This window comes from Synechococcus sp. MU1642 (genome assembly GCF_020514115.1).
Lineage (GTDB): Bacteria > Cyanobacteriota > Cyanobacteriia > PCC-6307 > Cyanobiaceae > Parasynechococcus.
This window is the reverse complement of sequence record NZ_VTKZ01000004.1, coordinates 110,065-133,192: the sequence shown is the minus strand read 5'-3', so window position 1 is coordinate 133,192 and position 23,128 is coordinate 110,065. Positions and strand designations below refer to the sequence as shown.

Sequence of the window (23,128 nt, the reverse complement as noted above, 5' to 3'; positions counted from 1 at the left end):
TACAACTTCAAAGGCTAATCTCAGAGCAACTCAACACAACCAGATGAATCACAAACAATCCTGACTTAAACCAACAAAGCAGGAACAGATCAGCTAACACGATAACCACCGAACAAACTACACGAGGTGGTACAGTTCTATATAAAGAAGCACGTCATTCCATGAATAAAGAGAATCCATCAATTTCCATAATCCTTCCCGCTCTTAACGAAAGAGATAATATAGTCAGGTTAATAGATTCGTTAAATAAAGAGCTTAACGAATTTAAACTAGACATCCTAGTGATTGACGACAATTCAACTGACGGAACCAAGGAAGCAATTGCATTACGGTCGAATGAAGACAGCAACCTCAGACTCATAGAAAGATTTGACAGAAAAGGACTTGCAAGCGCCATCAAAGAAGGAATCCTCAACAGCTACAACGATTACATAGTAGTAATGGATAGCGACGGACAACATAAAGCTGAAAACGTCAAATCTGCTCTAAAGAAAATAATTAATGAAAGCCTTGACATAGTAGTAGGGAGTAGATTCATGGACGACTCAAGCGTTAGAGGCCTGAGCAAAAGAAGAACAAACGGATCACTACTAGCCAACAAAATAGCTCGACTAAGCCTCGACAAAAAACACAGTCATTTAAGCGATTACATGAGCGGTTTTTTTATATTAAAAAACACTAGCCATGTGAACGAAGTTGCGAAACGGATTGAGGTCAAGGGGTTTAAATTCTTGTATGAATTCCTTTCGACAGGAGGCAAAACAATCTCTTGTGGCGATGTGCCCCTTGACTTTGAAGAAAGGCAATACGGTGAGTCGAAACTAAACATACCAATAGTTTGGGATTTCGTCATTTCACTTGCTTACGGGTTTACCTTTAAAATAATTCCAAGAAGAGCAATCTCATTCGGGCTTGTAGGATGTATAGGCGTTCTAGTCCAGCTTATTAGCTTTCACGCACTTGAAAACGCTTTAGGTTCCAGCTTCGAGGCGAGATTGATTGCCTCAGTATTTATAGCAGCCGCCTCAAATTTTTGCATAAATAACATTCTAACTTTTAGGTTTGAGAGCCTGCACGGCATGGATTTTCTTAAAGGCTTTATTCAATACCTTCTCGTTATATCCCTACCAGTAGCACTAAATATAAGTGTAGCAAACTTAGTCTACAAAGAACTCATTTCAAATACAAATACCGCACAACTAGCAGGAATCATCGTTGCTTACATCTGGAACTACGTTGCAACCTCAAAGTTTATATGGAAAGTCGCAGGCAGCTAAAATATTTTCCTACCAACCAAGCCGCTTAATACCTTGTCAGCCAAACCCCGAAATCTTGGCCTGAAAACTTAACGCCGATGAATATAATACAGCATAAACTTAAAAAATATTTCTCTCGAAGAACCCTATAAACCACAGGCCGGAAATATAGGTTCAGAAATACCACCAATATTTACTATATTTTGAATTGATGACTGAAACGGCTAAAAACAGTAATAACCAATACATGGGTCTGATATTCTAAAAAAGATCATTGTAGAAACAGTACAATATCTACCTATGGAATGTATTCACATTGCAGGACTCGTGCACGGGTTAGGTCAGCTGATCGATCCTGGCAAGTAAAACCAACGCTTTCAACCTGAACCTGGAATGACTGCAGGGCATTTAGCTGACTAATCGCTGTTGTACCACTGTTAGCAAGCCACAGTTCCTTCGGTAGCGATGACTTATCAAGAAGACTTTTTAAGTCTGAATAGTTGCCCCACGGATCCGGATTGAATGGAATACGCCCCATTGATAGTTCCATGCGATCACTGAGATTAAACATCCGTGCACGAGGACTGTATCGATTTATCAAGCCACTTGTGCGCTGACTAACCGAACGAAATTGATCGGACTCGCGTATACCGCTAACACCAGTATCTATTTCGGCAAATCCGGGTCCCCACCAACTAACTAATAAAAGTCCTAACACCAAAAGAAAACAGGAACGACCAAAACGATTAAGTTCCCAACCACCCAACTGAGTAGCCAAAAAAGGAACTACAGCAGGTGTAAGCACAACAAAATATCTACTAAAGGCAATCGGCTTAGCAAAAGAAATAACAACAACCCCGAAAACCATTAATAAGGACGGCATCACACCACTTCGGTCGAGCAAAGACAATTGAGGCCATCGATAACTTTTCAAACCTCCATAGCGCCTCAAGACAATAATCAAAAGCAGAAAGATTGCCAACTTTGGAATTGGCCAAATACCAATACCACGAGCCAGGATTTCTTCAAATAAGCCATAATTTGGCCGGGGAATCCACGATGCTTGTGTAGATGTACTGAGATGATCAAATGCGTAGCAAATATATGCCAAGCCGGGGATGGCGCCAAGCAAAGCAGCAGCCGCAAAATTCCATCGTCGCTGCCAACAATCCCAGGTAGCAACTGCCAGCACAATAGCTATTCCATAAAAGTGCGTAAGTCCGGTGAGACAAGCAGCAACTCCGTAAAACAATCGATTTTCTGCATTACGCCACCACCAAAGAAGCGTAATCAAAAGAACAAGCAGTGAATAACTCCTACCCTCAATCGCAAAACGAAGCGGATATGGACTGCAGAAAGCAAAAATCATTGCGATAGCGATCACCTTGGGGCGTGCACCACCAAGAACTGACGCTTGGCGAACCATGATGAAGCCTGCTGCCAAGTAAGTCAGCCATGACAATAAACGAAGGGTGACTGGGCTTTGGCCTAACAAACGGCCCCATAGCCAGAGCAAGATGTCGTAAAAAGGAGGATGCATATCCCCCTTTAAATTACCAAGCATTCCTCTAAAGCTTGGAAGAAAGCTCTTCCCTACAGTATAAAGCTCATCACCCCAAAGAGTTGAGGCATCAACCAAAAGTAATGCCCGTAAGCCAAAGGCAACGCAAATAGCTATTACCAAGAACAGCCAACCAGGTTTCGCACCAAATCCAAACTTGGCTGATTCCTTGTTACTATTTGTCTTGACTTTCATAATTAAAGTGACTTATTGGGAAACGCGAGAACAACTGTCAATGCAGTTTGAGTGAATGAGGTCAACTTAGCTCACGAACTACCTAATTCTCCTAAAAGCCAAGCTGAATAGAAACATCTAACATAAAATTACGATCAGGAACTTGGAAGTCGTAATGAATCAACGGCTGATGAGTATATTCATGCCGCCCTCTAAGGCTATTTGGCGCACAAAAAATGATATTTAGCTGTTTTGTACTAAAAAGCGGCCCTTATGGACCGCTCAAATGTCAGTCCTGAACTGACTTTGCTTGTGAATGGAGCCAAGGAGACTCGAACTCCTGACCCCCTGCATGCTAAGCGTCTCAGCAAATCTCTGAGAACCCTGCGACTATCAGGTTAAATCTATTGCTATTACTGGCTTGGACAGATCAGCTCCGAGTGTTGCAGGGACATGTCGTAGCAAGTTCATGCAGAAAACACACTAGAAAAACACACTAAATCGGAGAGAATGAGCACCTGCATGCCCATCAGGCGCTCATGGCCAAAGCGGCCCGTTGGCTGAAAGACCTCCGCTCAACGGTGCGCCGCACCTATGGCCAGGGGTGGGTGCTTGAAGAGCAATCAGGGAACTTCAAAGTCCAGAAAATCGAAGGCCCGCGACGTGACGCTCAGGGCAAGGCAGCCAAGCGCCCCACCATCTGCACCAACATCGCCTTTGCACCCAGCAGCGGCACAGCACTCCAGGTGTTGATCGGTGAGCTGATCGAAAAGATGGCTGACCTCAACTTGGGGCTCTACGCCGCTTATGAGCTGACGAGCAAAGCGCCTGAGAAGGGTGCTGGCGGCTCGGTGAACTGGCAGGAAGTGGCGAAGCGATATGAGGCCAGCCGCGTCAGCACAGGACAGGTCAAAGCTGCGACCTACGACCGCGAGGAACGCAGTCGCATTGAACGCACCATCGAGCTGATCTGCGCCAAAGGGCGCGGGGCTGCGAATGATGGGCCAGGTGTCATGCGGAACTACACAAGCCAGCACCTGGCAGACCTCAAGCTGGGTGGCGTCGGACGCAAGCGCACCCTGCTCGATGTTTCACGCTTCCTGCGCTTTGCGGTCAAAAAGTGCGGTGCAGAAGCGTCGTACCTCCCACTGGAAGGTGACGATCTCCAAGACCTAATCGGCCTGGCGGAGACGAGGAAAGAGGACAAAGTCCCGGTTAAGCCTGAGCAGCTCTTTGGCTTGATCGACAGCCTTTACCAGAAGCCGGAGCTACGCCTCGCCGTCACCCTTGTGGGGCTGTTCGGTCTACGTCCAGCAGAGCTGAAAGCAATGCGTGTGGAGGACGGGAAGCTCAAGGTCGGCAACGTCAAACGCAACCGAGCAACAGCAAAGGCTCCCAAGCCCGATCGCATTGCCTACCCACTGGAGATTTCAGAACTCGCAGGTGCAGCAGGTCAGGCTCTGGCTCAGCTCAGCAGCGGGCTGGTCAAGCTGCCGGTCGGGATCCTGAACGCTCAAGACTTCAAAACCTGCGGGCACACCTTCCGGCAATACCTCGATCGCCATCCCTATTGGGCTGCGCTGGTGAAGGCCAATCCTGGGCTCTCCCCTTACAGCCTTCGGCATGGCTACGCCTACCGCGGAGCCCTTGCCGGCATACCTCTCAGACAACTCGCTGCATCCATGGGCCACGACGTGCGCACTCACATGAAGCACTACGGCCAGTGGACTGATGAGGCTGGCCTCGATGCTGCCTTTGGTGCAGCCAACGCCAAGCTCACCGCATCGCTGACCAAGCGTCAGCAGCAGATGCAGCAACAGCAGTAGTAGTCGCGGCTCATTTGGTCACTGCCATCGCCTCATCTGAACGGCACATAACCCCTTCAGGGGTGATGTTGTCTTCGGAGGGTTCCTGCAGCCTCCTTCCAATGGTTTCTCCAATGACAATTGGGCGCTGATAACACCACTGACTTCTTGAGGCGATGCGGGGAGTCAGATCAGCGTTAAAAAGCTCTCAAAATCGCTTTATTGCCTGTGTCCACTCCCAAAGAACTCCAACGCGTGGAGCTGTTGAACTACACGAAAGCCAACGGACAGGAGCTAGTTGGGCTTGCTGTGGAACTAGCTGAAGACCCCAGTGGCGGAGTTCAAGGACAGGTGCTTATGGATTCAAATGTCGTTAGCGGGGTAACAGTGGTTCCCCTGCAACAATGCGGCTGCTGCGAATAATCAGCGCACAGGCGGGGGTAACCATTTTGAGGTCTACCCCTCGGGATAGTGCAGTTGTTCCCACCGGCCGAGCATGGGTTCTAACAAAGGCTCTGGATAGCCCTGGTCATTGAGTCGCCATAACTCGCCATTGAACTTGTAGCCGTATATCGCCGCCATGACGGGTTCATTTAGAGGGTCACCCCCCATTGGCTGACGCAGACCCAGATGCCATGCGTTCGGATCATTGGTGTTGCTCATGGCGCCACTCTGACCCCTTTTTTCTATCAGTAACAAAATACCGAAGTTGGTATCAATTCACGCTGAATCGACTGGTGTCACTGGCGTATTTGAGATGTGTCCCGTTCTGGAGGGCTCCGGGCGGGACGCGGACCCATGTCAGCGGCAAACTGCTGGGTTCGCTTGACTTAGCGAAAAACGATTGCTTTCAGCGAACAGGCGGGGGGCAGGGCCTCCAACCCGTCTTCTGCATGGTCTGCCAAGCCTCAATCGCGTTGTGCCGCAGCATCCGCCTACGAGTGATCGGCTCAGGCGGGCGGGGCGGAACGTAGCTGTACGTCCTGATGGCTACCCACTGCGCGTGAACCGTCGCCGTGTCGGGCTTGAAGTGACAGAGCTGCTGCTGCTGCTCGGAATACAGCCACCCTTCACCACCGGCCTTCTGTGGCGCCTCGTGAAAGCTGCGGTCTTTGTTGGGCATATCCAAGCTCCTAGCCAAACTGAGTGAGATACCGAGCCTTATGCGATGAAATGGCTACTGCTGCTGCTCACCCCTCTGCTGGTTTCGGCAAACCCTGTTAGAGCTTGGGAGAGATTTGATCCAGATGAAGGTTACAAAAACTGTGTAGATACAGCGCTAAGAGAGTGGTTGGACCAAGCGAAGTGGAGGTCCTTGAACAGAGTTGAGAAGAGCGCCTACAAGTCATTGGCTCACCAACGCTGCAATTCTTCAGTGCCACAGGCCTATCTAGACGACAGGGAGGCGTAGCTCAAGGTTTCTTGCATTCCAGGCGAGTCCTCAAGGCCAGGAAGAAACTCTTGCGATTGCTGTCTTCAGTCATCTTCTTCACATTCCATGACTTCAGCACTACATATCCGTCAAATGAACTGGGTTCGACTCATGAAGGGGGATAACGTTCAGGAAATGGAACGAACTTGATGCCTGCGCTTAAGGCTGCTCTTGCATCCCTTCTGATTGGCACCGCGACAGTGCCATGCATTGGCCTTGCAGGAGCCAAAGCTCAAACGGTCTCGCAGCCTGGTTATTCGCACACCACTCAGTGCTTTCGGGACGAATACAGGGAGGAATACATCCCTGGCACAAAAGACAGGCCCGGATACGTACGTAACTGGACTGAAAAGGTAGAGATAGCTTGTTCTGACACGCCGTCTCGATCCTCTACACAAAAACACCAAACGGCTGATGTCGACAACAACGACTGCAGTCAGGGCAGTGTGATTGGTGGACTGCTTGGAGCTGGTCTTGGAGCGGCATTATCCAGAAAAGAAGGCCGTTGGGTGGGAGTCCCGGTTGGGGCTGCGGCAGGAGCGGTGGTCGGCTGTCAGGTAGATGGTGGTTAATGCTCTCTGAACACGCATGAGCCCACTACTCCTGCTAGTTGGCTTAGGGCTCGGCGGTTATCTCGCCGTATGGCGCAACAAGCGTGCCTTAAAGGTCAAAGCGAGGCACAGGCGATAAAAAAGCTGAGGTTGAAGCCTGATCGCCGACTATTCATCAGCCATCACTGCGCTCGTCATCGTCACCGTGGTTATATCTGCGGCAGTCGTTTACGTCCTGGCTCAGCCCACTGATCTTCCGGGATACAAAGAGAACGATCCGGGATCTTTGAGGACGACCGCTGAACGTCGAACACGTTGGGCGGCCCAAGGGTCTGACACTGACAGCCCCTTCTATCGGTTGGGCTGACTAACAGCCACTAACCGAATCAATGATGTGAGGCCACGAAACCGCAAGGAGAACGGCGTTGTCCGCGAGAGATGCGGTATCCGCTGCAAACAAGTTCGTTGCAATACACAGCTTTAGTGAGAATGCACCAACTCTTTTCAGAGATCTGAAATGCGCAGAAAGCTCCCCATGACAATCGCTCTTGCCATGGGGGCTGTATCTGCCAGCTACCGGGTCGCTCTCCCGATGCTGCCTGGACAGTGACACGTGATACGCGTCTGCTGCCTGGACACCAAATATGGGGGCTAACGCCGGAGTTTGCAGCAACTTTTTGGACAGGTTTTAGTTTCCAGAAAATCTTCCGTGAACGTCTGTTCAGTGGTATCGCGGACTACCGACGAGACGCCTACCAGCCCGTGGCCAAAAGACTTCAGACGTCGATCACGCCACTTGGCGTTCCAGGTTGAGGAGATGTCGGCGCCCCGCTGCCGCAGCCAGCTTTTCCTCTTCTATTTCCGCCCGCAGAAACCGTTTTCTCTGGGCTGACTCGTAACCACTCAGATCTGTCTGTTTTGAGAAATGTGGTTTGGGCTTCGGTTTGTCCAAACCCATCAGCAGCGGGTGGATTCCTCTTCGGCTCATTGAACTAGATTGATATGTGGTTGTCGCGTAGTGGTCTACCTGACCCAGCCGCGTGAAATAAATATCCCTATGTGGGACGAATTTGCGGTGTAGGGGACGACATTTGCACTAAAACGTGACCACGTTGGATGTTGAGTTACCCCAATGCCACAGTCAAGACATCACGCCGACACAGCAGAGGGTGATGGGCTGGGCTCAAGAAGCTGGCTAAGGACAAGCCACAAGCCGTCCACCCACAACTGTCACTGTGCCAGTTGGGTGCGGATAGTGATGAGGTGAGGGAAAACGCCTCACGGGGTGGAAACAAGGTCACATTCCCGAGAGACGTTTTGGAGCCCCTGCCTTCGGCGGGGGTTTCCTTTTGCCTCGCGTTATCCACATACCAAGTAGCGCTAACTGCAGCTTCGAGCCTCAAAGCACCTCAAAAGCACTACTGCTAGTGGTTCAAGGCATAAAAAAACCCGCTGTGACACGCACATCGGGCCGGGTGATGGGGGAACTGACAATATGGCCCAGCTCTAAGCCACTGCCTAGCCCCACATGTGGTGTCTTAAGAGTCGGTACAGAACTTCACCGCACTATGTCCGGAATATGGATTTGTTGGCGCTTCTGAGTCCAACGAGGCTAGTTTTGTCCAGTCCGGTCGGGTGATGGGGATCAACCGAAAGGATGAGCGACCTCGGAGACACCTCCGGGGTTTCTTTTTGGGGAATGGCCTACAACCAAAGATCTGGCTGTGGGTTGAGTTCAACCATCCCGATCTAGATGACCTCTGGATATCCAGAAATAACGGAACAGGATCCCTTGGTAGCCATGCAGCCTGGCGATCACCGGGAACGACTCGCCAAGTTCGTAAGTGAATTGTGGGCACAACGCCGCCAAGTCGTCGAGACTCGGCACCGCATCGACAAAGAATTCGCGGATGAGACCGACTGGTTTGTCCGCAAAGACACTGAACTCGTTGACTGAACTCCTATCCGGTATGGCAAAGCCGACAGAGCTATGACCTCAACAGAGAAACTCCCCACAAGAGGTTGGTAGGTGTGGCTCGGGTGATCTGGTCCATGCACGATGGATAAGACTGTCTGCGATTCGGTAGTAGGTGAGGCGACATAGCCGTAGTCAGAACGGTTTCGACTGAGGCATCGGGACGGGGCTCATCTGCTCGGTGCAGCGGAGCCATATTTCTTGCAACCAACGGCTCCACTTGTCTGGAGCAAAATCTTGCAACCGTTCACGCTTTCAGCTACATCACCAATCGTTCTCAACGAATAGTAAGAAGGACGCAAGGCGTCGTCGTCTTTTATCGTTAATGTGCCACTGTACCGTGGGTTTTTTGTTTCAACAAAAGAGTGATTTACCGGTGACATCCATAAAGAAATTCGCTCGTCACCCTCTCGGCTGGAATCATCAATCGTGGGTATTACAACCGTCTTAGAAGTCTCACCATGTCCAAAAGAGAATGTTTTACTAAACGACTCAAGATCCTCTCCATCTTGGCCCCTTTTGCGCCTGAAATGATATCCACACTTGGAGGCACAAGAAAAACTTTTACATCCCAAGCAAGTCTCGAATACCTAGTTATCTGAAAAATTGCAGACTTACTTTCTACAGCGTTGGTATTATTTATAGAACAAAAAAGAGTGATCATCAATCTTGCCATTTCTGTTCAAATCATATTGAAAATAGTCCTCGCCAACTACGTAGTAAGGATGAAGTGTGCTACTCAAGCCACCAGAATAGTAGTTTCCAGCATTTCCAGATTCATAATGCCTCTGCTGCCAAGCATCGTTCGGCTGCTTCCAAATTATCCCCAGATATTCTCCATCTAGCGATAGACCCCAAGTATTTCCATCGGGATAATCTCTTGAAGCACGAGCAATTGCAACTGGCCTCCTGCTACTACTAGACCAATGGCTACTTGGCGTAATTTTAGTTGAAACATTATTCCTTAGGTCAGTAAATACTGCCTATCACTCATGCTCCCCGACCAACTGAACGACAATTCGTCTCTTGTATTACTTAGATAAATGCTCATACCAGCAATGAGCCCTTTCTAAGGCTATCCGAGGGCACTGAACCCGTAACCAGAACGAATTAGCCGCCCCCTCAGTATTTTGCGCATCAAAAGTGATATTCAGCGTTTTGGCATCAAAAAGCGGCCCGTGTGGACCGCCAATAAAATGCCAGTGTTGGACTGACTTTTTAAAGAATGGAGCCAAGGAGACTCGAACTCCTGACCCCCTGCATGCCATAGAGGTATTTTTGAGGCCGAAACCCACTGCCCGTACTGGGCTAACGCCTAATTAATACAAAACATGTGCGCAGAAAGGTGCGCAGATTTGTCCTACTGCCAGGCACCGATCAGGCCGCGATCACAGTAAAAATTGATCAACGTCGATCTGATCCTTGTTGATCTGCGACCTGAACAACTCTGCGGCAGTAAGCGATGAACTCCTCAGGAGGCATGTCTCCTTTGGCGTCATTGGTCTGCCAGATGACGATTTCAAAGTCAGGGACCGGCTCTGCTGTGACGTGATCAACGGTCGGCAAAATCGCCATCTCCTGCTTGTAAGCAGCACCCCTCTCCTTACTTCGCTCATTGCTGTAGGTGCCAAGCAGCTCTGGATCGAGCGTGGAACCGTCGCAAGGGTCAGAACCGCTGCAACGGTGGAACGCTTCATGAATGGCTTCTATCGCTTGCTTGACGGTGTATTAGCCACCACGCCTCTTTTCGCGTCTAGTAACTCCCACAGCCTTCCACTGGATCAGTTCGCTGTACTTGCCATCGCTAAACCCGACCCAGGCAGGAGCACTCCAACTCACTCCAACACCAATCAGTCACTGCCCTGTAGGTAGCCATGACCCGGAAGAGAGTCACCAAGGGAGAGAAGAAACAACGCCATGAGTGGGCGGTGCGACAGATAGACGCCGGAATGGGTCTCAGCGAATTAACCGCCTTTACTGCCGAAACATGGGGGTGCTCCCGCAGACAGGCTCGTGATGTCGTCGCTGCGGCCCACAAGGACTGGTTGGATGCTTGCTATGGATCTGAGGAGATCGACCAGCGGGACTTGCTTTTCCAGCAGGTGGGACGGCTAGAGCGCATCGCCCGTAAGGCAGAAAATGCAGGACAGTTTTCAGCGGCAGTCGGTGCCATTACTGCGTTGAATCGAATGATGGCTTTGGGGGCTGACCAGAAAGGATTTCGCGGTCACTCGAACCACCACTACCGGCGCTGATTGATTTATCTGCTTTTAGGCGATGAGATGTGGCAGTACTGGATCAAGCAAATGAGAAAGGACGCTCTCCCCGAGAGGACGAAGGCTTGGCTCGCTTGTACAGGAAAGAAAAACCCCAGAGGGGATCTCTGGGGCGAGAAGTTGTGAACGACGTGCTCGTGATCAGTCGATCAGAGCCACCCAGGCAAATGCCAGGCCGATGCCCATCCAGATACCAGCACCAAGCCGTTGGCCCTGGGCACCGATGCGCTCAAGCAGAGACTGGGACCAGCTGGTCACCACCAGCAGCAGGGCACCTTGCCCGATAAGCAGACCCAAGAAATAGGTGAACAGCGGTGTAGGTTCCGCTCCAACAATGGTGCTGCCCAACAGGAAACCGTGTAGGGCCACTAGCGGCAATAAAAGAGAGGAAGGGATGGCGAAAAGAGCCATCAGACCCTCTGCTGCAAGGGTGAGAGACACCAGCGCCTCAGCCCAGGGAGCCACGGCATCCGGCAGGGGGATGAACTGCGACAGAACACTCCCCCCTAGGCCAGCAGCCAGCAAGGGGAGTACCCATGTGCGAGGTCGAGGTAGGCCGATCAAGGCGATCGCCAGCAGAAACAGCAAATGGTCGGGACCGAGCAGCGGGTGGCCAATGCCACTCAAGAATCCCTGCAGAGCAGATAGATCTGTGCTGTCTCCCATCCCGAAGGGATGATGGGCATGAGCAGGACTGAACAGGGAAAAGCCGACCAATCCTGCTGTGGAGATCACACCAGCCCTCAGCATGGGGCTGGCTTTCGAAAGTGCGCTCATACGATCCGCGTCGTTTGGAATCCTGGCGGGCGTTCTGACTGACGAAGGCGAAGAGCCGACGTTTCACAGCTGCGGGACAGCGGCAGATTCTCACTGCTCTTTCCCCGTTTCCTTCAGCGGCTGACCCCTGCTGAAACCAGAACCGAACGCTACGGATGCGAGATTTGCCCGCAAGTCCTTAGTCAATTGTTGAAACGCCTCGCCGCCGGGCTCTTCCTCACAGTTCTTGCAGTTTTCAGCAGTGGATGCAGGCAAGTCAGACAAGACAACGTCAGCCCCGCCAAGCCTGTTGTTCTGACCACCTTCACGGTGCTGGCAGACCTTGCCAGGAATGTGGCAGGGGATCGCCTGACCGTTCGATCAATCGTGAAGCCAGGGTCAGAAATTCACGGCTACCAGCCGACGCCTAGTGATATCGAACGGGCCAGTGGAGCCGATCTGATCGTTGAGAACGGGCTGGGGCTGGAACTCTGGGCGAGGAAATTCACCGCCAGCGCCGGCGGCGACATACCCACCCTGACCCTCTCCGAGGGCATGGAGCCTCTGCTAATCGAAGAAGACGCTTACGCCGGTAAGCCCAACCCCCATGCCTGGATGTCACCCCAGCGCACGATGGACTACGTGGATCGCCTCGAGCAAGCATTCCGTGAGCTGGATCCTGCAGGAGCTGATGAATTCCTTACCAACGCCTCCTCCTACAAGCAGAAACTGAATCGGCTCGACCAGGAGTTGCGGGCCGCACTCTCAACGCTTCCCAAAAAGCGCCGGGTGTTGGTGAGTTGCGAAGGAGCCTTCACATATCTAGCCAGCGATTACGGCCTTGATGAGGCTTACCTATGGCCTGTAAATGCTGAAAGCCAGGTCACACCAAAACGCATGGCGCGTTTGATCAACACCGTGCGCGAACGTCAGATCCCAGCGATCTTCTGTGAAAGCACAGTGAGCGACAAAAATCAGAGACAGGTCGCAGCCGAATCCGGTGCTCGTTTCGGAGGGACCTTCTATGTGGACTCTCTCTCAACTGAAGATGGACCGGCTCCATCACTGCTGAAGCTGCAGCGTCACAACGTCGAACTGTTGATTAGGGGATTGTCAGCAGACGAAACAGTGGGCAACTGAGTCTTTCCCCAGCCCATCTTTTTCTGCAACTTGGAGGGCCTAGATGCCGAAGAAATTAAGGACTGCTTCTAAGGCTCCAAGCCCTAAGAGGAAGGTGCCCGCGAGCAAGGCAAAGTCTTTTTTGGAGTTAGCCACAGTTGCAACGATTGCCCCCCGCGAATGCCATAGGAAAAACCTAAAGGCAATCGGAATATCCAGCATTGCGTTTCATGTGGTTCCAGAATGAGTTATGTAAATCCACTGCGGTGGAGTGACTTTACCGCTTGATACCAACTTTGAGTTACTTAATCACCCTCAAAGAAGGTAATTCCGACGACACGGTTTGCTGCTTTGGCGTCACCCCGCCTCATACGCTAAGCCCATCACCTTCTGCTACGTCGGCGTGATGTCTTACCTGTGGCGTTAGGCAACTCAACGTCCAACGTGATCGACGTTTTAGTGCAAATGTCGTCCCCTACACCGCAATCCTTGCCCAATGCCAAGATACTCGTAATGACGCGGCTGGGTCAGGCAGATCACTACGCGAAAACCACATATCAGAAGAGTTCAATGAGCCGAAGAGGAATCCACCCCTGCTGATGGGTTTGGACAAACCGAAGCCCAAACCACATTCCAAAAAACAGACAGATCTGAGTGGTTACGAGTCAGCCCAGAGAAAACGGTTTCTGCGGGCGGAAATAGAAGACGAAAAGCTGGCTGCGGCAGCGGGGCGCCGACACCTCCTCAAGCTGGGACGGCAAGTGGCGTGATCGACGTTCAGCGGTCTTCCTCCTTAGATCTCGGATCGTTCTCCTTGTATCTCGGCAGGTCAGTGGGCTGAGCCAGTACGTAAACGACTGCCGCTGAGATCACCACGGTGACGATGACGAGCGCAGTGATAGCTGATGAATAGTCGGTCATCAGGCTTCAACCTCAGACTTTTGGTCGGGTGTGCCTTTGATCTCTTCAGTTGTTGCTTCGGTTGATTTGGACTTGGTGTAGGAGCAACCGCCAGCGTTGGCGACGTTGGCGAAGGCAGCCATAACCATGATCGCGATGACCACGGTGCCACCGAAGAAGGCAATGTTCGGATGACGGTTCACGAGAGGCATGCCTAAGAGCCAAGAGACCCTATCGGTGCAACTCAGGCCTTGGGGACGATGCGGCGCAAGGGCAACGTGGCAATCTGCGGGGCTCTCGCATTGCACGTATGGATTACAAGGATTTTTGCCTCACCTGTCTGGTCACTTTGGCGGCCATCAACACGGTGATTAATTTGCGCTCCCAAAGACGTCGCTGAGAACTCAGAAGGTTCTGTCCCTGCTGGAGCTGCTATCAAATTGATGTACTGGGCTCTATGCCGATGCGACTTGCTGCGCTTCTTTCGCTGGTGTTGCTGAGTCCAGGAGTTGTGTATGCCCATGACTCCCACAAGGCACGTGCCTCAGATAAGTCACTGGAGGTCGCGACTGCCAGGGCGAACCGCCGTGTGCCTGAAGGAGCGACGGTTACTGACACCTCTTGCACGGAGATCAACTATGTATTCCAAACACGCTGGCGGTGCACGGTCACGTACAGCGATTAACCGATTTTTAGAGCAGCATTTTTAGGCTTTGCTGAATCAGCTGAAATATCTGTTGTCACACACGCTTGGAGTTGCTCTCTAACTGTGTCGTGGTCGATGTTTCGGCCGATCAGCACCAATTGATTCTTGCGATCGCCGGTCCAGTCGGTGTCATCGAGAGAAAATCGATTACCCGCCAGATGGAACACATGGCGGTGTTCGCTTTCGTTGAACCAGAGGATTCCCTTTGCTCGGAACACCTCTTCGGGCATTTGGTTGTCCAGGAAGTTCTGGAACTTGCGCAGGGAGAAGGGACCATCACTTTGGAAGGACACGGAGGTGAATCCCTCGATGTCTTGATGGTCCCCGTGGTTGTGGCTGTGGTGATGGTGTCCGTGACCATGGCTGTGATCATGACCATGGTCGTCATGACCGTGGTCGTGGTCATGGCTGCAGTGGCCATGGTCGTGGTCGCAGTCGCTGTGATCCAGGCTCGGATCGGTGGCGGGTGAACTCACCTTGTCGGATTCGAACAGTCCAACGCTCAGCAACAGGGCTAGGGGCACCTCTCCTTTCACCGACCGCAGGATCCGCGCATCGTTCCTGATGTCTCTGAGGCGTTTCTCGACGACCTCAAGCCGCTCTTCGGAGACGAGGTCGCATTTGTTCAGCAGCAGGATGTCGCTGTAAATCACCTGGGCCCGGCCAACTTCCGTGTCCAGAACGACGTCGTCGAAGTTTTCTGCATCGATCAACGTGATGATCGAATCCAGGCGGGTTTGACTCCGCAGCTCACTGCCAAGGAAGGTCATCGCAACCGGCAGGGGATCGGCCAAACCGGTGGTTTCGACAATGATGTAGTCGAGCGGCTCTGGGCGTTCAATCACACGTTCCACCGCCTCCATCAACTCGTCGTTGATCGAGCAGCAGATGCAACCGTTGCTCAGCTCCACCATGTCTTCATCGGTGGTGACGATCAGATCGTTGTCGATGCCGATTTCACCGAACTCATTCACCAGCACCGCGGTCTTCACCCCATGCTGATTGCTCAGGATGTGGTTTAGCAGCGTGGTTTTTCCCGCTCCGAGGAAGCCGCTGAGAATGGTGACCGGGACGCCGGAACTGGCTGGTGCGGTGGTCATGCGCAAGGACCCACTCGACTCATGCTGGCAGCGATCGCATCAATCAGCTTTTTGTTTGACGTCTGTCTTGGAGACGGCGCTGAGAACTCACAAAAGCCTTGAACGTCCTAGTAGGTATCCAGCAACGAAGCCAGCTGTGGCTCCTTGAAATTGCCAAAGCTCCTTTCGGTATCGCCAACCCGCTCTATCCAGAGCAATTCCAGACCAGATTGATGCCGCAACAACTACTAGCAGTAGGAGTTTTTTCATCTACTTCTCAGCCGAACTCCCGGGTCACAAGTAGTGCCATAGAGGTGAGGACAAGGAAAACCATCCAGTTCCCGCCAGCCGCGGTTACAAACATTGCAGCAATGAGCACCGCACTAACAGCGACCTTCAAGCGGTCATCCATTTGGAAGCTGCTCAGGCTTTGAATTGAGTCTTCTCGTCAGCTTTCTGAGGAGCTTCGGTGGAGGTCTGCTCGGCTGTCTCAGCGTTGTGATGACAAGCGTTGGCTCCGCCAACGAAAACAAGCACTGCCATGATCGCGGCTATTACCACAGCTGCACGGACGCGTAAGACGCCATACGAGGCACTGATGTGAGCCGTGTTCAGTTGTTTCATGGCGAAGAAATTAACGGCCTTTTGAACCGCAACGTCTCGGCCCAAAAAACCTCCTTTCGGCATAACTTCTGACAGGATTTTGCTTGATCAGGCTTCACTGATATAGAGATACATCCTAACCGATAGATCCCTTCCGTAAGGCAGAGCTTATTCACCTCATTTGCAGTGGGTGACGCTGCGATACGTGATTCAGCTTGCTGAGTTCATTTAATGCTTAGAGCGTTAGACGTTCAAGGCAAAGATTGCTTTAGGAGTGCATTGATACTCCAACGCCGAACCCAGGAGAGTTACGACAGAGGTCACCTGGTCTCGTCTTGTGTCTAAAGCATCTTTTCTTGATGAAGGCCCTGACGACCTCCCGCCGCTGAAGTTCGCGACTGGGCACCAGGGAAGGGAGGCAGAGCGCCTGACTCGATTTATTTGGGCGAGAGTCGTATGCCTGCTTGAGCACGGCGAAGAGCGGGAAGCAAACTCACTGCTTGAGGAGTTCGACGAGCCGTCCCTTTGGGACGACATCCTTAATTGACCAATCCAGGCTTTGAACTCAGCAATGACGCTGCGGAACGTGATTGAGCTGGCTCAGGATGTTGACTAACTAGCGACTACTGGAAAGCTGTTTGACCTTCATCGCTGAACTGGTAGCTCTCTCTGCGCAGGTCTTCTTCAAGCGTTTGTAGTTTTGCGGTCAAAGCGGCAACTTTCGTGCTGTGACCAATGGACGAGAAGTAGGCAAGCCGATAAGCCTCCCACCGAAGACCGAACTCCAGCCTCTCCATTGGAGTTATGGCTGCTCGCATCTCACTCCTTATCAACGGAGTAAAAAACTAAAAAGAAAAAATCGCTCGACGTTAGGAATGTGTCTGCGAGCGTTTAGTGATTACCGCCCCGCCCACCTGAGCCGATGACTCGCAGGCGGATGCTGCGACACAACGCCATTGAGGCTTGGCAGACGATGCAGAAGACGGGCTGGAGGCGCTGCCCCCCGCCTGTGCGGTGATTAGCGAATAACTACCTTCTGAATAGGGCAGTTTTCATTCGCCATCTGTCGCAAGACCGCAGCGACTCCATGAGTGTTGCGGAATGCTTGGTAGATAGCCAATTGGTTGTTCAGGTCTTGGCAGCTCTTGCTTTTGGGATCCATGTGGCCAGTGCAGATCACTGACTTGACGCTGGCCTTGGTTCGCAAGCAATTGAAGTGTGATCTGCCACAAAACTGCCGACTGCTGTTGCCGGTAGTAAGTGACTCAATTTCTATCCCTGGTCCAGGGATAAAACCAAAATGCCGGCTGTGCGTTCGAGGGCACAACGGTGGCGGAGTCGCATCCTTCATCGCTCGACGCGATGCATCTCCGCCCGTGCGCTGAAGAATGAGGGAGAAGCGGGCCGAGGGAAACCCGCTGCATGCATTCACATCTCCCGATGGCGGTGCAGTGGTGCTCACCCCAAGGAAATCATCAGACAAGTGGGAACGATTCTCATTGAGCTGTTATGCCTAATTGGTTCTTGATTTAGTTCATAGGGCTACACAAGCAAGTCGCACGAGAGCCACAATGGTTGAAGAGGCAGTGGTGCCTCTAATGCGTCTGTTTGGGGTGGGCTGAGGGGCCTGCCTCTTTTTTTTGCTGCCTGTGCGCTGACAATTGCTGTAGCTGCATCTGCTGCTGACTCAGCGATTGGCCACCTGTCCCCCATGAGGAGGTCAGACACCATGGACACGCTCAGACAGGGATGCTGTCTGCTCAGATCTCATGCGGTGCAGTGGCTCTGAGCCGGTTCGGACAGGAAGACATGCTTCGAGATGCCCCCCCCCCAAGGAGGGGTTCCCTGGAGCTTCAGTGAACTCGGAACCGTGTCCATCTGTCTGAATCAACGCAGAGCCCAGCTGACCACTGCGATTGCAGCAGACAATCCACATGTCCACCGCTGTCTGCTGTGTCTACGGCCATGGTTTGGACGCTTTGAACGCCCACACCGTGCCCACCAGGAGACTTTCACCCAAGCCCTGCTCCTCCAAAGCTGCGATGGCTTTTTTGAAGCCCTTCGCACCACCTTTGCGGATCGGGGTGTTGCCGCAGTCCTTTGCGATCTGCCAGGTGATCAACTCATCCTGAACACGATCGTTATCCCAGCTGAGGCTGTGGACGTGGCGCATCATCACGGTTGCGATGGTGTCGGGAGGTTGGTGAAACTCCCGCGTCTCCGAAACAACCTGATCCACCGGGGCGGCAATGCTTGAAATGCTGCCGGGCATAAGCCTTCATCAAGTCCGCTCCGCTCTGGGGGCGTGGCTTCTTCTCCAGGGTCTTCAGCACCCGCTTCATATGGCAGTTCAGGTCGCGCATGGTTGTGGCGCGGTTCACCTGCCGTCGCCTGTCGATGAAGTCATCGATGACGGCCTCCCAGCCGCTGTCCTCGTCCTCCACCGAGCGGGTGATGGTGGGGGTGGCGCTGTCCTTGGCATCTAGTTTCTTTTTGGCCTTAGCCAGCGAGCAGTGGCGCTCGTCCACCAGCTGCTTGAGCTGGCAGACCTTCAGAAAAATGTCCCCGCTGCAGGCCGGGTTCCATGGCACCCCCAGCTGCACCGATTGCCGCGGGTTCTGGTGCTGCTTTCCATCATTGATGCGTCGGGTGAGCTGGGTGTCACCGTTGCGATCAGCGATGCCCCAACCCAGTCCACATCTGTCTTTTATCTGCCCACGAAGGCGGGCGAACCACTTCTGCTGAGGCATGTGCGCAGAAAAATTCCTATGCGCAGAATCATGCGCAGAAATGGGCAGACATGGGACTACCCAGGTAGGACACGATGCGCAGAAGGGCACTAAAAAAGCGGTCTTGCGACCGCCGAAAACCCTATCTAGGACAGTGTTTTCAAGAATGGAGCCAAGGAGACTCGAACTCCTGACCCCCTGCATGCCATGCAGGTGCTCTACCAGCTGAGCTATGGCCCCATGTCGACGTGGTGGCTGCAGAGCCGCCTTTGTCGGGGCAATCTTACACCGCGAGAGCCTTAGATCTGCCTCCAGACGGCAACCAGGCGACCCTGTACCTCCACCTGTTCGGCAGGGAGCTCAATTGGTTGATAAGCGGGGTTGGCAGCTTCAAGAACTACCGTCGCCCCCTGGCGATGAAAATGCTTGAGCGTGGTGCCGCTTCCGGCCACCAGAGCACTCACCACGGTGCCGTTGCGCAGCCGCTGGGGATCTTGAACAGGCTCCATCAACACCACATCACCATCGGCGATGTGGGAGTCGACCATCGAATCTCCATTCACCGTCAGGGCAAACAGTCCACGGGTCTCCAGCACCGGTGCCAGGTCGAGATGCTCCTGAACATCATCAAAAGCCGTCACAAGGCCACCCGCCGCAACGGCGCCAAGCACAGGAATCCCAGCGACACCGACCATGTCTCCTAACAACTGCAGAGTTCGCGCCTGGCCTTCCTGCCAGGTGATCCATCCCTTCTGCTGAAGATGGCGCAACCGGCTCTGGATCGGTGCAGGAGAGCGCAGCCCCATCGCCTGCATCATCTGGCGGATGGAAGGGCTGTGGCGATGGGTGCCGATGTAGTCCGCCAGCCAGTCGTAAAGCTCTTGCTGAGCAGTGGTGAGGGGCTCCTGGGGGGCTCGGGTCACCGCAAGAAAAGGTTCGGGCAATACATTTGTACCGTTCTTTGTCCTGCGCCGCAAGCGCAAGCTCAGCTCAAACCAGCTTCCACACCGCAGCGTCGGGAATGCTCGGCGCCAGGTTCAGGTCTTTGGGCTCTTTGAAGACGACGCGCCATTCCGGCACCCGGCAGGAGACGTAACCGGGATGTTCAATCAGCAGCCCCGGCTCCTCGCTTGTGCTGGCCACCCAGCCCGACATCCAGTGGCCCTCTTCAGAGAGTCCACCTTTGAACCAAACCCAGCAGCGTTCCTTACGCATCGCGTTGCTCTTCAGCGGTTTTTGTAAGACTCAAGCTGCTGCGGGCAAGCCGCCATTAGATATCCCATCAATTGCCCGGTGATGCGTGCTCTCTCCTGGTCATTTGGTGCGGCAGGGACATCCTCGTAACGCATCGAAGTGTCGCCTTCAAACATAATTTTGAGCTCAGAATCCTGCAACGCATAAAAGGCATCTACTCCCATCTCACAGATTTTCTCGGCAGTCCATCGGGCAATGGTGCTCTGCTGTTTTTTATCGGTGACCTGGTCCGCTGAAGCTGCCACCGCATGGGCGGTGACAATAAACGGCACCAACCAACGGTGCATCACCGTCACAGATCAACAATCAACACACTAATTGCCAGTAGTGGCCGCGGTTCTGCAGGTTGCTGCATCTCGGCGAATAGCAAAACAGGTAGCAACTGAGGTCAACCTCAGAATCCTTGCACCCTCAGGCGGCGTGGAGAGGGAACCCACTGTCTTTCGTACCCAAACAACTGAAATGGAGCTCATTGCCTTCTGGGGTGAATCAGCCGAGTGTGGAAACAGCGTGCTGTGCACAGTGGATGGATGACCTTCTTAGAGTCGATCTCTCTAACGCTCAATACAGAAGCCATGCAGGCGACCTTTAACGGCACGGTGCTTGCTGAGAGCGACGACATCGCGATGGTGGATGGCAATCCCTACTTCCCCCGTGAAGCGATGAATACAGAGTTCTTTCGTGACTCGAGACTCACCACCGTCTGCGGCTGGAAGGGAACGGCCCGTTACTGGGATGTGGTGGTGGGCAATCAAGTGATAGCCAATGTGGTGTGGGCCTACGACAACCCGAAGCCCGACGCCGAAAAGATCCGCGAGCGCTTTGCCTTTTACCGGAACAAGGGTGTGACGCTGATCTGATATGAGCTTCCACTAGATGTTGGGGTGCACCTCACACAAGAAAGCTGCAAGCTCGTGGAGCCGACGTGGCATAGGGAGATGGGGTGGGCTCCTGAAGCCGGGTTACAGCGCTGAGTGACCTCCGAGAACATCACCGGCATCATTCGCGTCTACCTCTTCTTGTGTTGACGAGATTTCTGCTGGCTCTTCTGCTTATTACAGCCTCTGGTGTTTTCGAAGGTGCTCCTTTAATGGCATTATCTCTAATAGATGAGACTGAGATCGAGCTAAAAGGCGAAGCTAAGGGGTGGCTAAACGTGACCTGCACCTACTACAACCTTGGCTAGATCAGCGACGAGCAAAGCAGATATGCACTACGACGGCTAACGACTCTCATCAAGGGTGAATATCTCGGAGATTACGCATTGAATCGGGCAAAGAAGGCGGCTTTAGAGCGGGATCCTGGTTGGCAAACCATCTAGCATTAGCCTGGGAAGTGACGTTCTGGAATGAGCGGGAAACACTCATGGAAGAAGCAAGTGAATTGGGCTCAATAAGCATCTGAATACCAATAGGTCTCTCAGCTAAGCCTCAGAAAATGTTACCCGTACTCAGGTTCAATACAGGGGTTCAAGGATGACCCACGCTAAGGAACAGCATCTGTTTTTCATTGCTTGAACAGAGCAGGGAACACTCAAGACAGTCACGTTTGACCCATGACCCGCGAAAGCCTCATTGCCCTGTTTCTGATGGGGGGAGCTGGTGGCAGCACTTCGCGCCAATGGCCCTGACCTCTTGACGGATTAGCTGTCTGGGGGCGTTCAAGACCTAAGGGAGCCAGTGGGGAGATAAGCCTGCCAGTTGCACCTGCTCATCAAATCCGAGCGTGTTGATCAAAACCTGGTCACATGGGCGCATCAACTTGAGTTCAGCGAGAAGAGCTCAGCCCCTGGGACTGACACCACCAGGGGTCTTTCTTGCCGTTGTGGAGTTGGAGGCTTACGGCTGCCTCCTTCTCCCTGAAATCCGAACAGCGAACCCGAACCGCCCTACTTGCTGACAGACCCCTCCGTCGGTGTGTCAACAACCGAAGCAAGGACTTGGGGTCACGGAACTGCAAGGAGGAACGAGTCCTCCCCGAGCGATGCAGCATCCGCATAAACATGTTCAAAGGTATACAAACCTTTAGGTCAAAAAGTACAAATTTTTTCCAATTTGCAAAAAACGCAGAAAGCAACCCCTGACCATCGCTCATGCCAAGGGTGCTTTGACTGCCAGCCGACGGGTCGCTCTCCCGTGCTGCCAAGACAGTGACACGTGATACGTGCAGACCGTCTGGACACCAAATATGGGGGCAGTTCGGGAGCCCTGCAGCGATTTCTCAATTCCCTGAAAAACGACTGAGTGCCGTCTTTTTTGTATTACCTACTACTGCGAGCGAATGCTCGTCGCATCACTCCTAGAACGTCTATACCGTATTGGCTGAGTTCGACTGACGTGACCGTCACGCGTTGAAGAGGGTGATTGTTCAACACCAAACCGAAGCTCGAGGGCACCAGTCCAGGAGGCCTAAACCACTAAGGCAAAAGCAGTAGTCAGCAATTTGTGCCAGATCACACTTCAATCGATATCGAACCAAGGCCAGCGTCAAGTCAGTTCTCTGCACTGACCCAATGGATCCCAAAAGCAAGAGCTGCCAACACCTAAACAACCAATTGGCTATCTACCAAGCATTCCGCAACACTCACGGAGTCGCTGCGGTCTTACGACAGATGGCGAATGAACACTGCCCTATTCAGAAGGTGGTTATTCGCTCATCAGCGCTGAGGCGGCAGGCAACAAAAAACGGGTAAGCCCCTCAGCCATCCCCCCCCTCAAAAAAATGCTCGATGCACTTAAGACACCACTACCAAACTCTGGCTCAGATGCGGTTGAGCTGCGTAGCCCCACGAACCGAATCAAGAACCAATAGGCATGACAGCTCAGTGAGAATCGTTTCCACTTGTCTGACGATCCAAATGACGCGAGCACCACTGCCACGTCTTGGGAGATGGGAATGCATGCAGCGGGCTTCCGCTTCCCTCGGCCCGCTCCTCCCTCAACACTGAAAGAA

General features: G+C 52.7%; 20 protein-coding genes, 1 tRNA gene, 1 pseudogene and 1 riboswitch. Of the genes and pseudogenes, 8 read left to right on the top strand and 14 right to left on the bottom strand.

Annotated features, from left to right (window positions below):
* The first annotated feature begins 161 nt into the window (after positions 1-161).
* The gene (locus FZZ85_RS06030; RefSeq protein WP_226413160.1) at positions 162-1,277 is read left to right on the top strand and encodes a glycosyltransferase; all 1,116 of its coding nucleotides are present in this window, start codon (positions 162-164) and stop codon (positions 1,275-1,277) included.
* A 277-nt stretch (positions 1,278-1,554) separates the two neighbouring features.
* On the opposite strand, the gene FZZ85_RS06025 is transcribed toward FZZ85_RS06030, so the two are convergent.
* Positions 1,555-3,012, bottom strand: coding sequence for a hypothetical protein (locus FZZ85_RS06025; protein WP_226413158.1), 1,458 nt, complete (start codon positions 3,010-3,012; stop codon positions 1,555-1,557).
* A gap of 518 nt (positions 3,013-3,530) precedes the next feature.
* On the opposite strand from FZZ85_RS06025, the gene FZZ85_RS06020 reads away from it, so the two are divergent.
* Entirely contained in the window at positions 3,531-4,817 is a 1,287-nt protein-coding gene (locus FZZ85_RS06020) for a tyrosine-type recombinase/integrase (RefSeq protein ID WP_226413156.1), read from the top strand.
* A gap of 435 nt (positions 4,818-5,252) precedes the next feature.
* Here the strand turns inward: FZZ85_RS06020 and FZZ85_RS06015 are convergent, their stop codons facing one another.
* Together FZZ85_RS06015 and FZZ85_RS06010 are read right to left on the bottom strand one after the other, a co-directional pair.
* The gene (locus FZZ85_RS06015; protein ID WP_226413154.1) at positions 5,253-5,459 is read right to left on the bottom strand and encodes a hypothetical protein; all 207 of its coding nucleotides are present in this window, start codon (positions 5,457-5,459) and stop codon (positions 5,253-5,255) included.
* Positions 5,460-5,646: 187 nt separating this feature from the next.
* Positions 5,647-5,919 (bottom strand): DUF1651 domain-containing protein, encoded by a 273-nt coding sequence (locus FZZ85_RS06010; protein WP_226413339.1) that lies wholly within the window; start codon positions 5,917-5,919, stop codon positions 5,647-5,649.
* A gap of 458 nt (positions 5,920-6,377) precedes the next feature.
* On the opposite strand from FZZ85_RS06010, the gene FZZ85_RS06005 reads away from it, so the two are divergent.
* Together FZZ85_RS06005 and FZZ85_RS06000 are read left to right on the top strand one after the other, a co-directional pair.
* Positions 6,378-6,800 (top strand): glycine zipper 2TM domain-containing protein, encoded by a 423-nt coding sequence (locus FZZ85_RS06005; RefSeq protein ID WP_226413152.1) that lies wholly within the window; start codon positions 6,378-6,380, stop codon positions 6,798-6,800.
* 1,732 nt (positions 6,801-8,532) lie between these two features.
* The gene (locus tag FZZ85_RS06000; protein ID WP_226413150.1) at positions 8,533-8,736 is read left to right on the top strand and encodes a hypothetical protein; all 204 of its coding nucleotides are present in this window, start codon (positions 8,533-8,535) and stop codon (positions 8,734-8,736) included.
* A 1,422-nt stretch (positions 8,737-10,158) separates the two neighbouring features.
* Here FZZ85_RS06000 and FZZ85_RS05995 read toward each other — a convergent pair.
* On the bottom strand, positions 10,159-10,329 hold the full coding sequence (locus tag FZZ85_RS05995; RefSeq protein WP_226413148.1) for a hypothetical protein: 171 nt from the start codon (positions 10,327-10,329) through the stop codon (positions 10,159-10,161).
* Positions 10,330-10,628: 299 nt separating this feature from the next.
* Between FZZ85_RS05995 and FZZ85_RS05990 the strand changes: the two genes are divergently transcribed.
* A complete protein-coding gene (locus tag FZZ85_RS05990) occupies positions 10,629-11,009 on the top strand; it encodes a hypothetical protein (protein ID WP_226413146.1) in 381 nt (126 codons plus the stop codon).
* A 162-nt stretch (positions 11,010-11,171) separates the two neighbouring features.
* On the opposite strand, the gene FZZ85_RS05985 is transcribed toward FZZ85_RS05990, so the two are convergent.
* Positions 11,172-11,780, bottom strand: coding sequence for a HupE/UreJ family protein (locus FZZ85_RS05985; protein WP_370631149.1), 609 nt, complete (start codon positions 11,778-11,780; stop codon positions 11,172-11,174).
* 33 nt (positions 11,781-11,813) lie between these two features.
* A riboswitch (cobalamin riboswitch) is annotated at positions 11,814-11,963 on the bottom strand.
* Between the two features lie 138 nt (positions 11,964-12,101).
* Between FZZ85_RS05985 and FZZ85_RS05980 the strand changes: the two genes are divergently transcribed.
* Positions 12,102-12,926: a metal ABC transporter substrate-binding protein gene (locus FZZ85_RS05980; protein WP_226413337.1), complete on the top strand. Its 825-nt coding sequence runs from the start codon at positions 12,102-12,104 to the stop codon at positions 12,924-12,926.
* Between the two features lie 756 nt (positions 12,927-13,682).
* Here the strand turns inward: FZZ85_RS05980 and FZZ85_RS05975 are convergent.
* The 3 genes from FZZ85_RS05975 to FZZ85_RS05965 all read right to left on the bottom strand — a co-directional run bounded on the left by FZZ85_RS05975 (position 13,683) and on the right by FZZ85_RS05965 (position 15,611).
* The gene (locus FZZ85_RS05975) at positions 13,683-13,826 is read right to left on the bottom strand and encodes a hypothetical protein (protein WP_226413142.1); all 144 of its coding nucleotides are present in this window, start codon (positions 13,824-13,826) and stop codon (positions 13,683-13,685) included.
* A complete protein-coding gene (locus FZZ85_RS05970) occupies positions 13,826-14,017 on the bottom strand; it encodes a hypothetical protein (protein WP_226413140.1) in 192 nt (63 codons plus the stop codon). Before FZZ85_RS05970 ends, FZZ85_RS05975 begins: the two co-directional genes overlap by 1 nt.
* A gap of 469 nt (positions 14,018-14,486) precedes the next feature.
* The gene (locus FZZ85_RS05965) at positions 14,487-15,611 is read right to left on the bottom strand and encodes a GTP-binding protein (RefSeq protein WP_226413138.1); all 1,125 of its coding nucleotides are present in this window, start codon (positions 15,609-15,611) and stop codon (positions 14,487-14,489) included.
* A 1,483-nt stretch (positions 15,612-17,094) separates the two neighbouring features.
* Here FZZ85_RS05965 and FZZ85_RS05960 point away from each other — a divergent pair.
* Positions 17,095-17,211: pseudogene (locus FZZ85_RS05960) on the top strand (DUF1651 domain-containing protein); the annotation flags it as partial.
* 939 nt (positions 17,212-18,150) lie between these two features.
* Here FZZ85_RS05960 and FZZ85_RS05955 read toward each other — a convergent pair.
* From FZZ85_RS05955 to FZZ85_RS05930, 6 genes are all read right to left on the bottom strand, one after another.
* A complete protein-coding gene (locus FZZ85_RS05955; RefSeq protein WP_226413136.1) occupies positions 18,151-18,366 on the bottom strand; it encodes a hypothetical protein in 216 nt (71 codons plus the stop codon).
* Positions 18,335-18,943, bottom strand: a complete 609-nt coding sequence (locus FZZ85_RS05950; protein WP_226413134.1) for a hypothetical protein — start codon at positions 18,941-18,943, stop codon at positions 18,335-18,337. Before FZZ85_RS05950 ends, FZZ85_RS05955 begins: the two co-directional genes overlap by 32 nt.
* 146 nt (positions 18,944-19,089) lie before the next feature.
* Positions 19,090-19,162: transfer RNA gene (locus FZZ85_RS05945), tRNA-Ala, on the bottom strand.
* Between the two features lie 59 nt (positions 19,163-19,221).
* On the bottom strand, positions 19,222-19,845 hold the full coding sequence (gene lexA, locus FZZ85_RS05940) for a transcriptional repressor LexA (protein WP_226413132.1): 624 nt from the start codon (positions 19,843-19,845) through the stop codon (positions 19,222-19,224).
* Positions 19,846-19,912: 67 nt separating this feature from the next.
* Positions 19,913-20,137 (bottom strand): hypothetical protein, encoded by a 225-nt coding sequence (locus FZZ85_RS05935; RefSeq protein ID WP_226413130.1) that lies wholly within the window; start codon positions 20,135-20,137, stop codon positions 19,913-19,915.
* 11 nt (positions 20,138-20,148) lie between these two features.
* Positions 20,149-20,463 carry a hypothetical protein gene (locus FZZ85_RS05930; protein WP_226413335.1) on the bottom strand — a complete coding sequence of 105 codons (315 nt, stop codon included), beginning with the start codon at positions 20,461-20,463 and terminating at the stop codon, positions 20,149-20,151.
* Between the two features lie 288 nt (positions 20,464-20,751).
* On the opposite strand from FZZ85_RS05930, the gene FZZ85_RS05925 reads away from it, so the two are divergent.
* Complete coding sequence (locus FZZ85_RS05925; protein ID WP_226413333.1) at positions 20,752-21,036, top strand: DUF427 domain-containing protein; 285 nt, start codon at positions 20,752-20,754, stop codon at positions 21,034-21,036.
* The last annotated feature ends 2,092 nt before the right edge of the window (positions 21,037-23,128 follow it).

Coding starts and splice junctions, on each gene's coding strand:
- FZZ85_RS06010 (WP_226413339.1), bottom strand. CDS start 5,919: ATGCCCAACAAAGACCGCAGCTTTCACGAGGCGCCACAGAAGGCCGGT.
- FZZ85_RS05990 (WP_226413146.1), top strand. CDS start 10,629: ATGACCCGGAAGAGAGTCACCAAGGGAGAGAAGAAACAACGCCATGAG.
- FZZ85_RS06005 (WP_226413152.1), top strand. CDS start 6,378: ATGCCTGCGCTTAAGGCTGCTCTTGCATCCCTTCTGATTGGCACCGCG.
- FZZ85_RS06015 (WP_226413154.1), bottom strand. CDS start 5,459: ATGAGCAACACCAATGATCCGAACGCATGGCATCTGGGTCTGCGTCAG.
- FZZ85_RS05970 (WP_226413140.1), bottom strand. CDS start 14,017: ATGCCTCTCGTGAACCGTCATCCGAACATTGCCTTCTTCGGTGGCACC.
- FZZ85_RS05950 (WP_226413134.1), bottom strand. CDS start 18,943: ATGCCTCAGCAGAAGTGGTTCGCCCGCCTTCGTGGGCAGATAAAAGAC.
- FZZ85_RS05935 (WP_226413130.1), bottom strand. CDS start 20,137: ATGCGTAAGGAACGCTGCTGGGTTTGGTTCAAAGGTGGACTCTCTGAA.
- FZZ85_RS06025 (WP_226413158.1), bottom strand. CDS start 3,012: ATGAAAGTCAAGACAAATAGTAACAAGGAATCAGCCAAGTTTGGATTT.
- FZZ85_RS05985 (WP_370631149.1), bottom strand. CDS start 11,780: ATGCTGAGGGCTGGTGTGATCTCCACAGCAGGATTGGTCGGCTTTTCC.
- FZZ85_RS06030 (WP_226413160.1), top strand. CDS start 162: ATGAATAAAGAGAATCCATCAATTTCCATAATCCTTCCCGCTCTTAAC.
- FZZ85_RS05925 (WP_226413333.1), top strand. CDS start 20,752: ATGCAGGCGACCTTTAACGGCACGGTGCTTGCTGAGAGCGACGACATC.
- FZZ85_RS05930 (WP_226413335.1), bottom strand. CDS start 20,463: ATGCACCGTTGGTTGGTGCCGTTTATTGTCACCGCCCATGCGGTGGCA.
- FZZ85_RS06000 (WP_226413150.1), top strand. CDS start 8,533: ATGACCTCTGGATATCCAGAAATAACGGAACAGGATCCCTTGGTAGCC.
- FZZ85_RS05955 (WP_226413136.1), bottom strand. CDS start 18,366: ATGCGCCACGTCCACAGCCTCAGCTGGGATAACGATCGTGTTCAGGAT.
- FZZ85_RS06020 (WP_226413156.1), top strand. CDS start 3,531: ATGGCCAAAGCGGCCCGTTGGCTGAAAGACCTCCGCTCAACGGTGCGC.
- FZZ85_RS05975 (WP_226413142.1), bottom strand. CDS start 13,826: ATGACCGACTATTCATCAGCTATCACTGCGCTCGTCATCGTCACCGTG.
- FZZ85_RS05995 (WP_226413148.1), bottom strand. CDS start 10,329: ATGGCGATTTTGCCGACCGTTGATCACGTCACAGCAGAGCCGGTCCCT.
- FZZ85_RS05965 (WP_226413138.1), bottom strand. CDS start 15,611: ATGACCACCGCACCAGCCAGTTCCGGCGTCCCGGTCACCATTCTCAGC.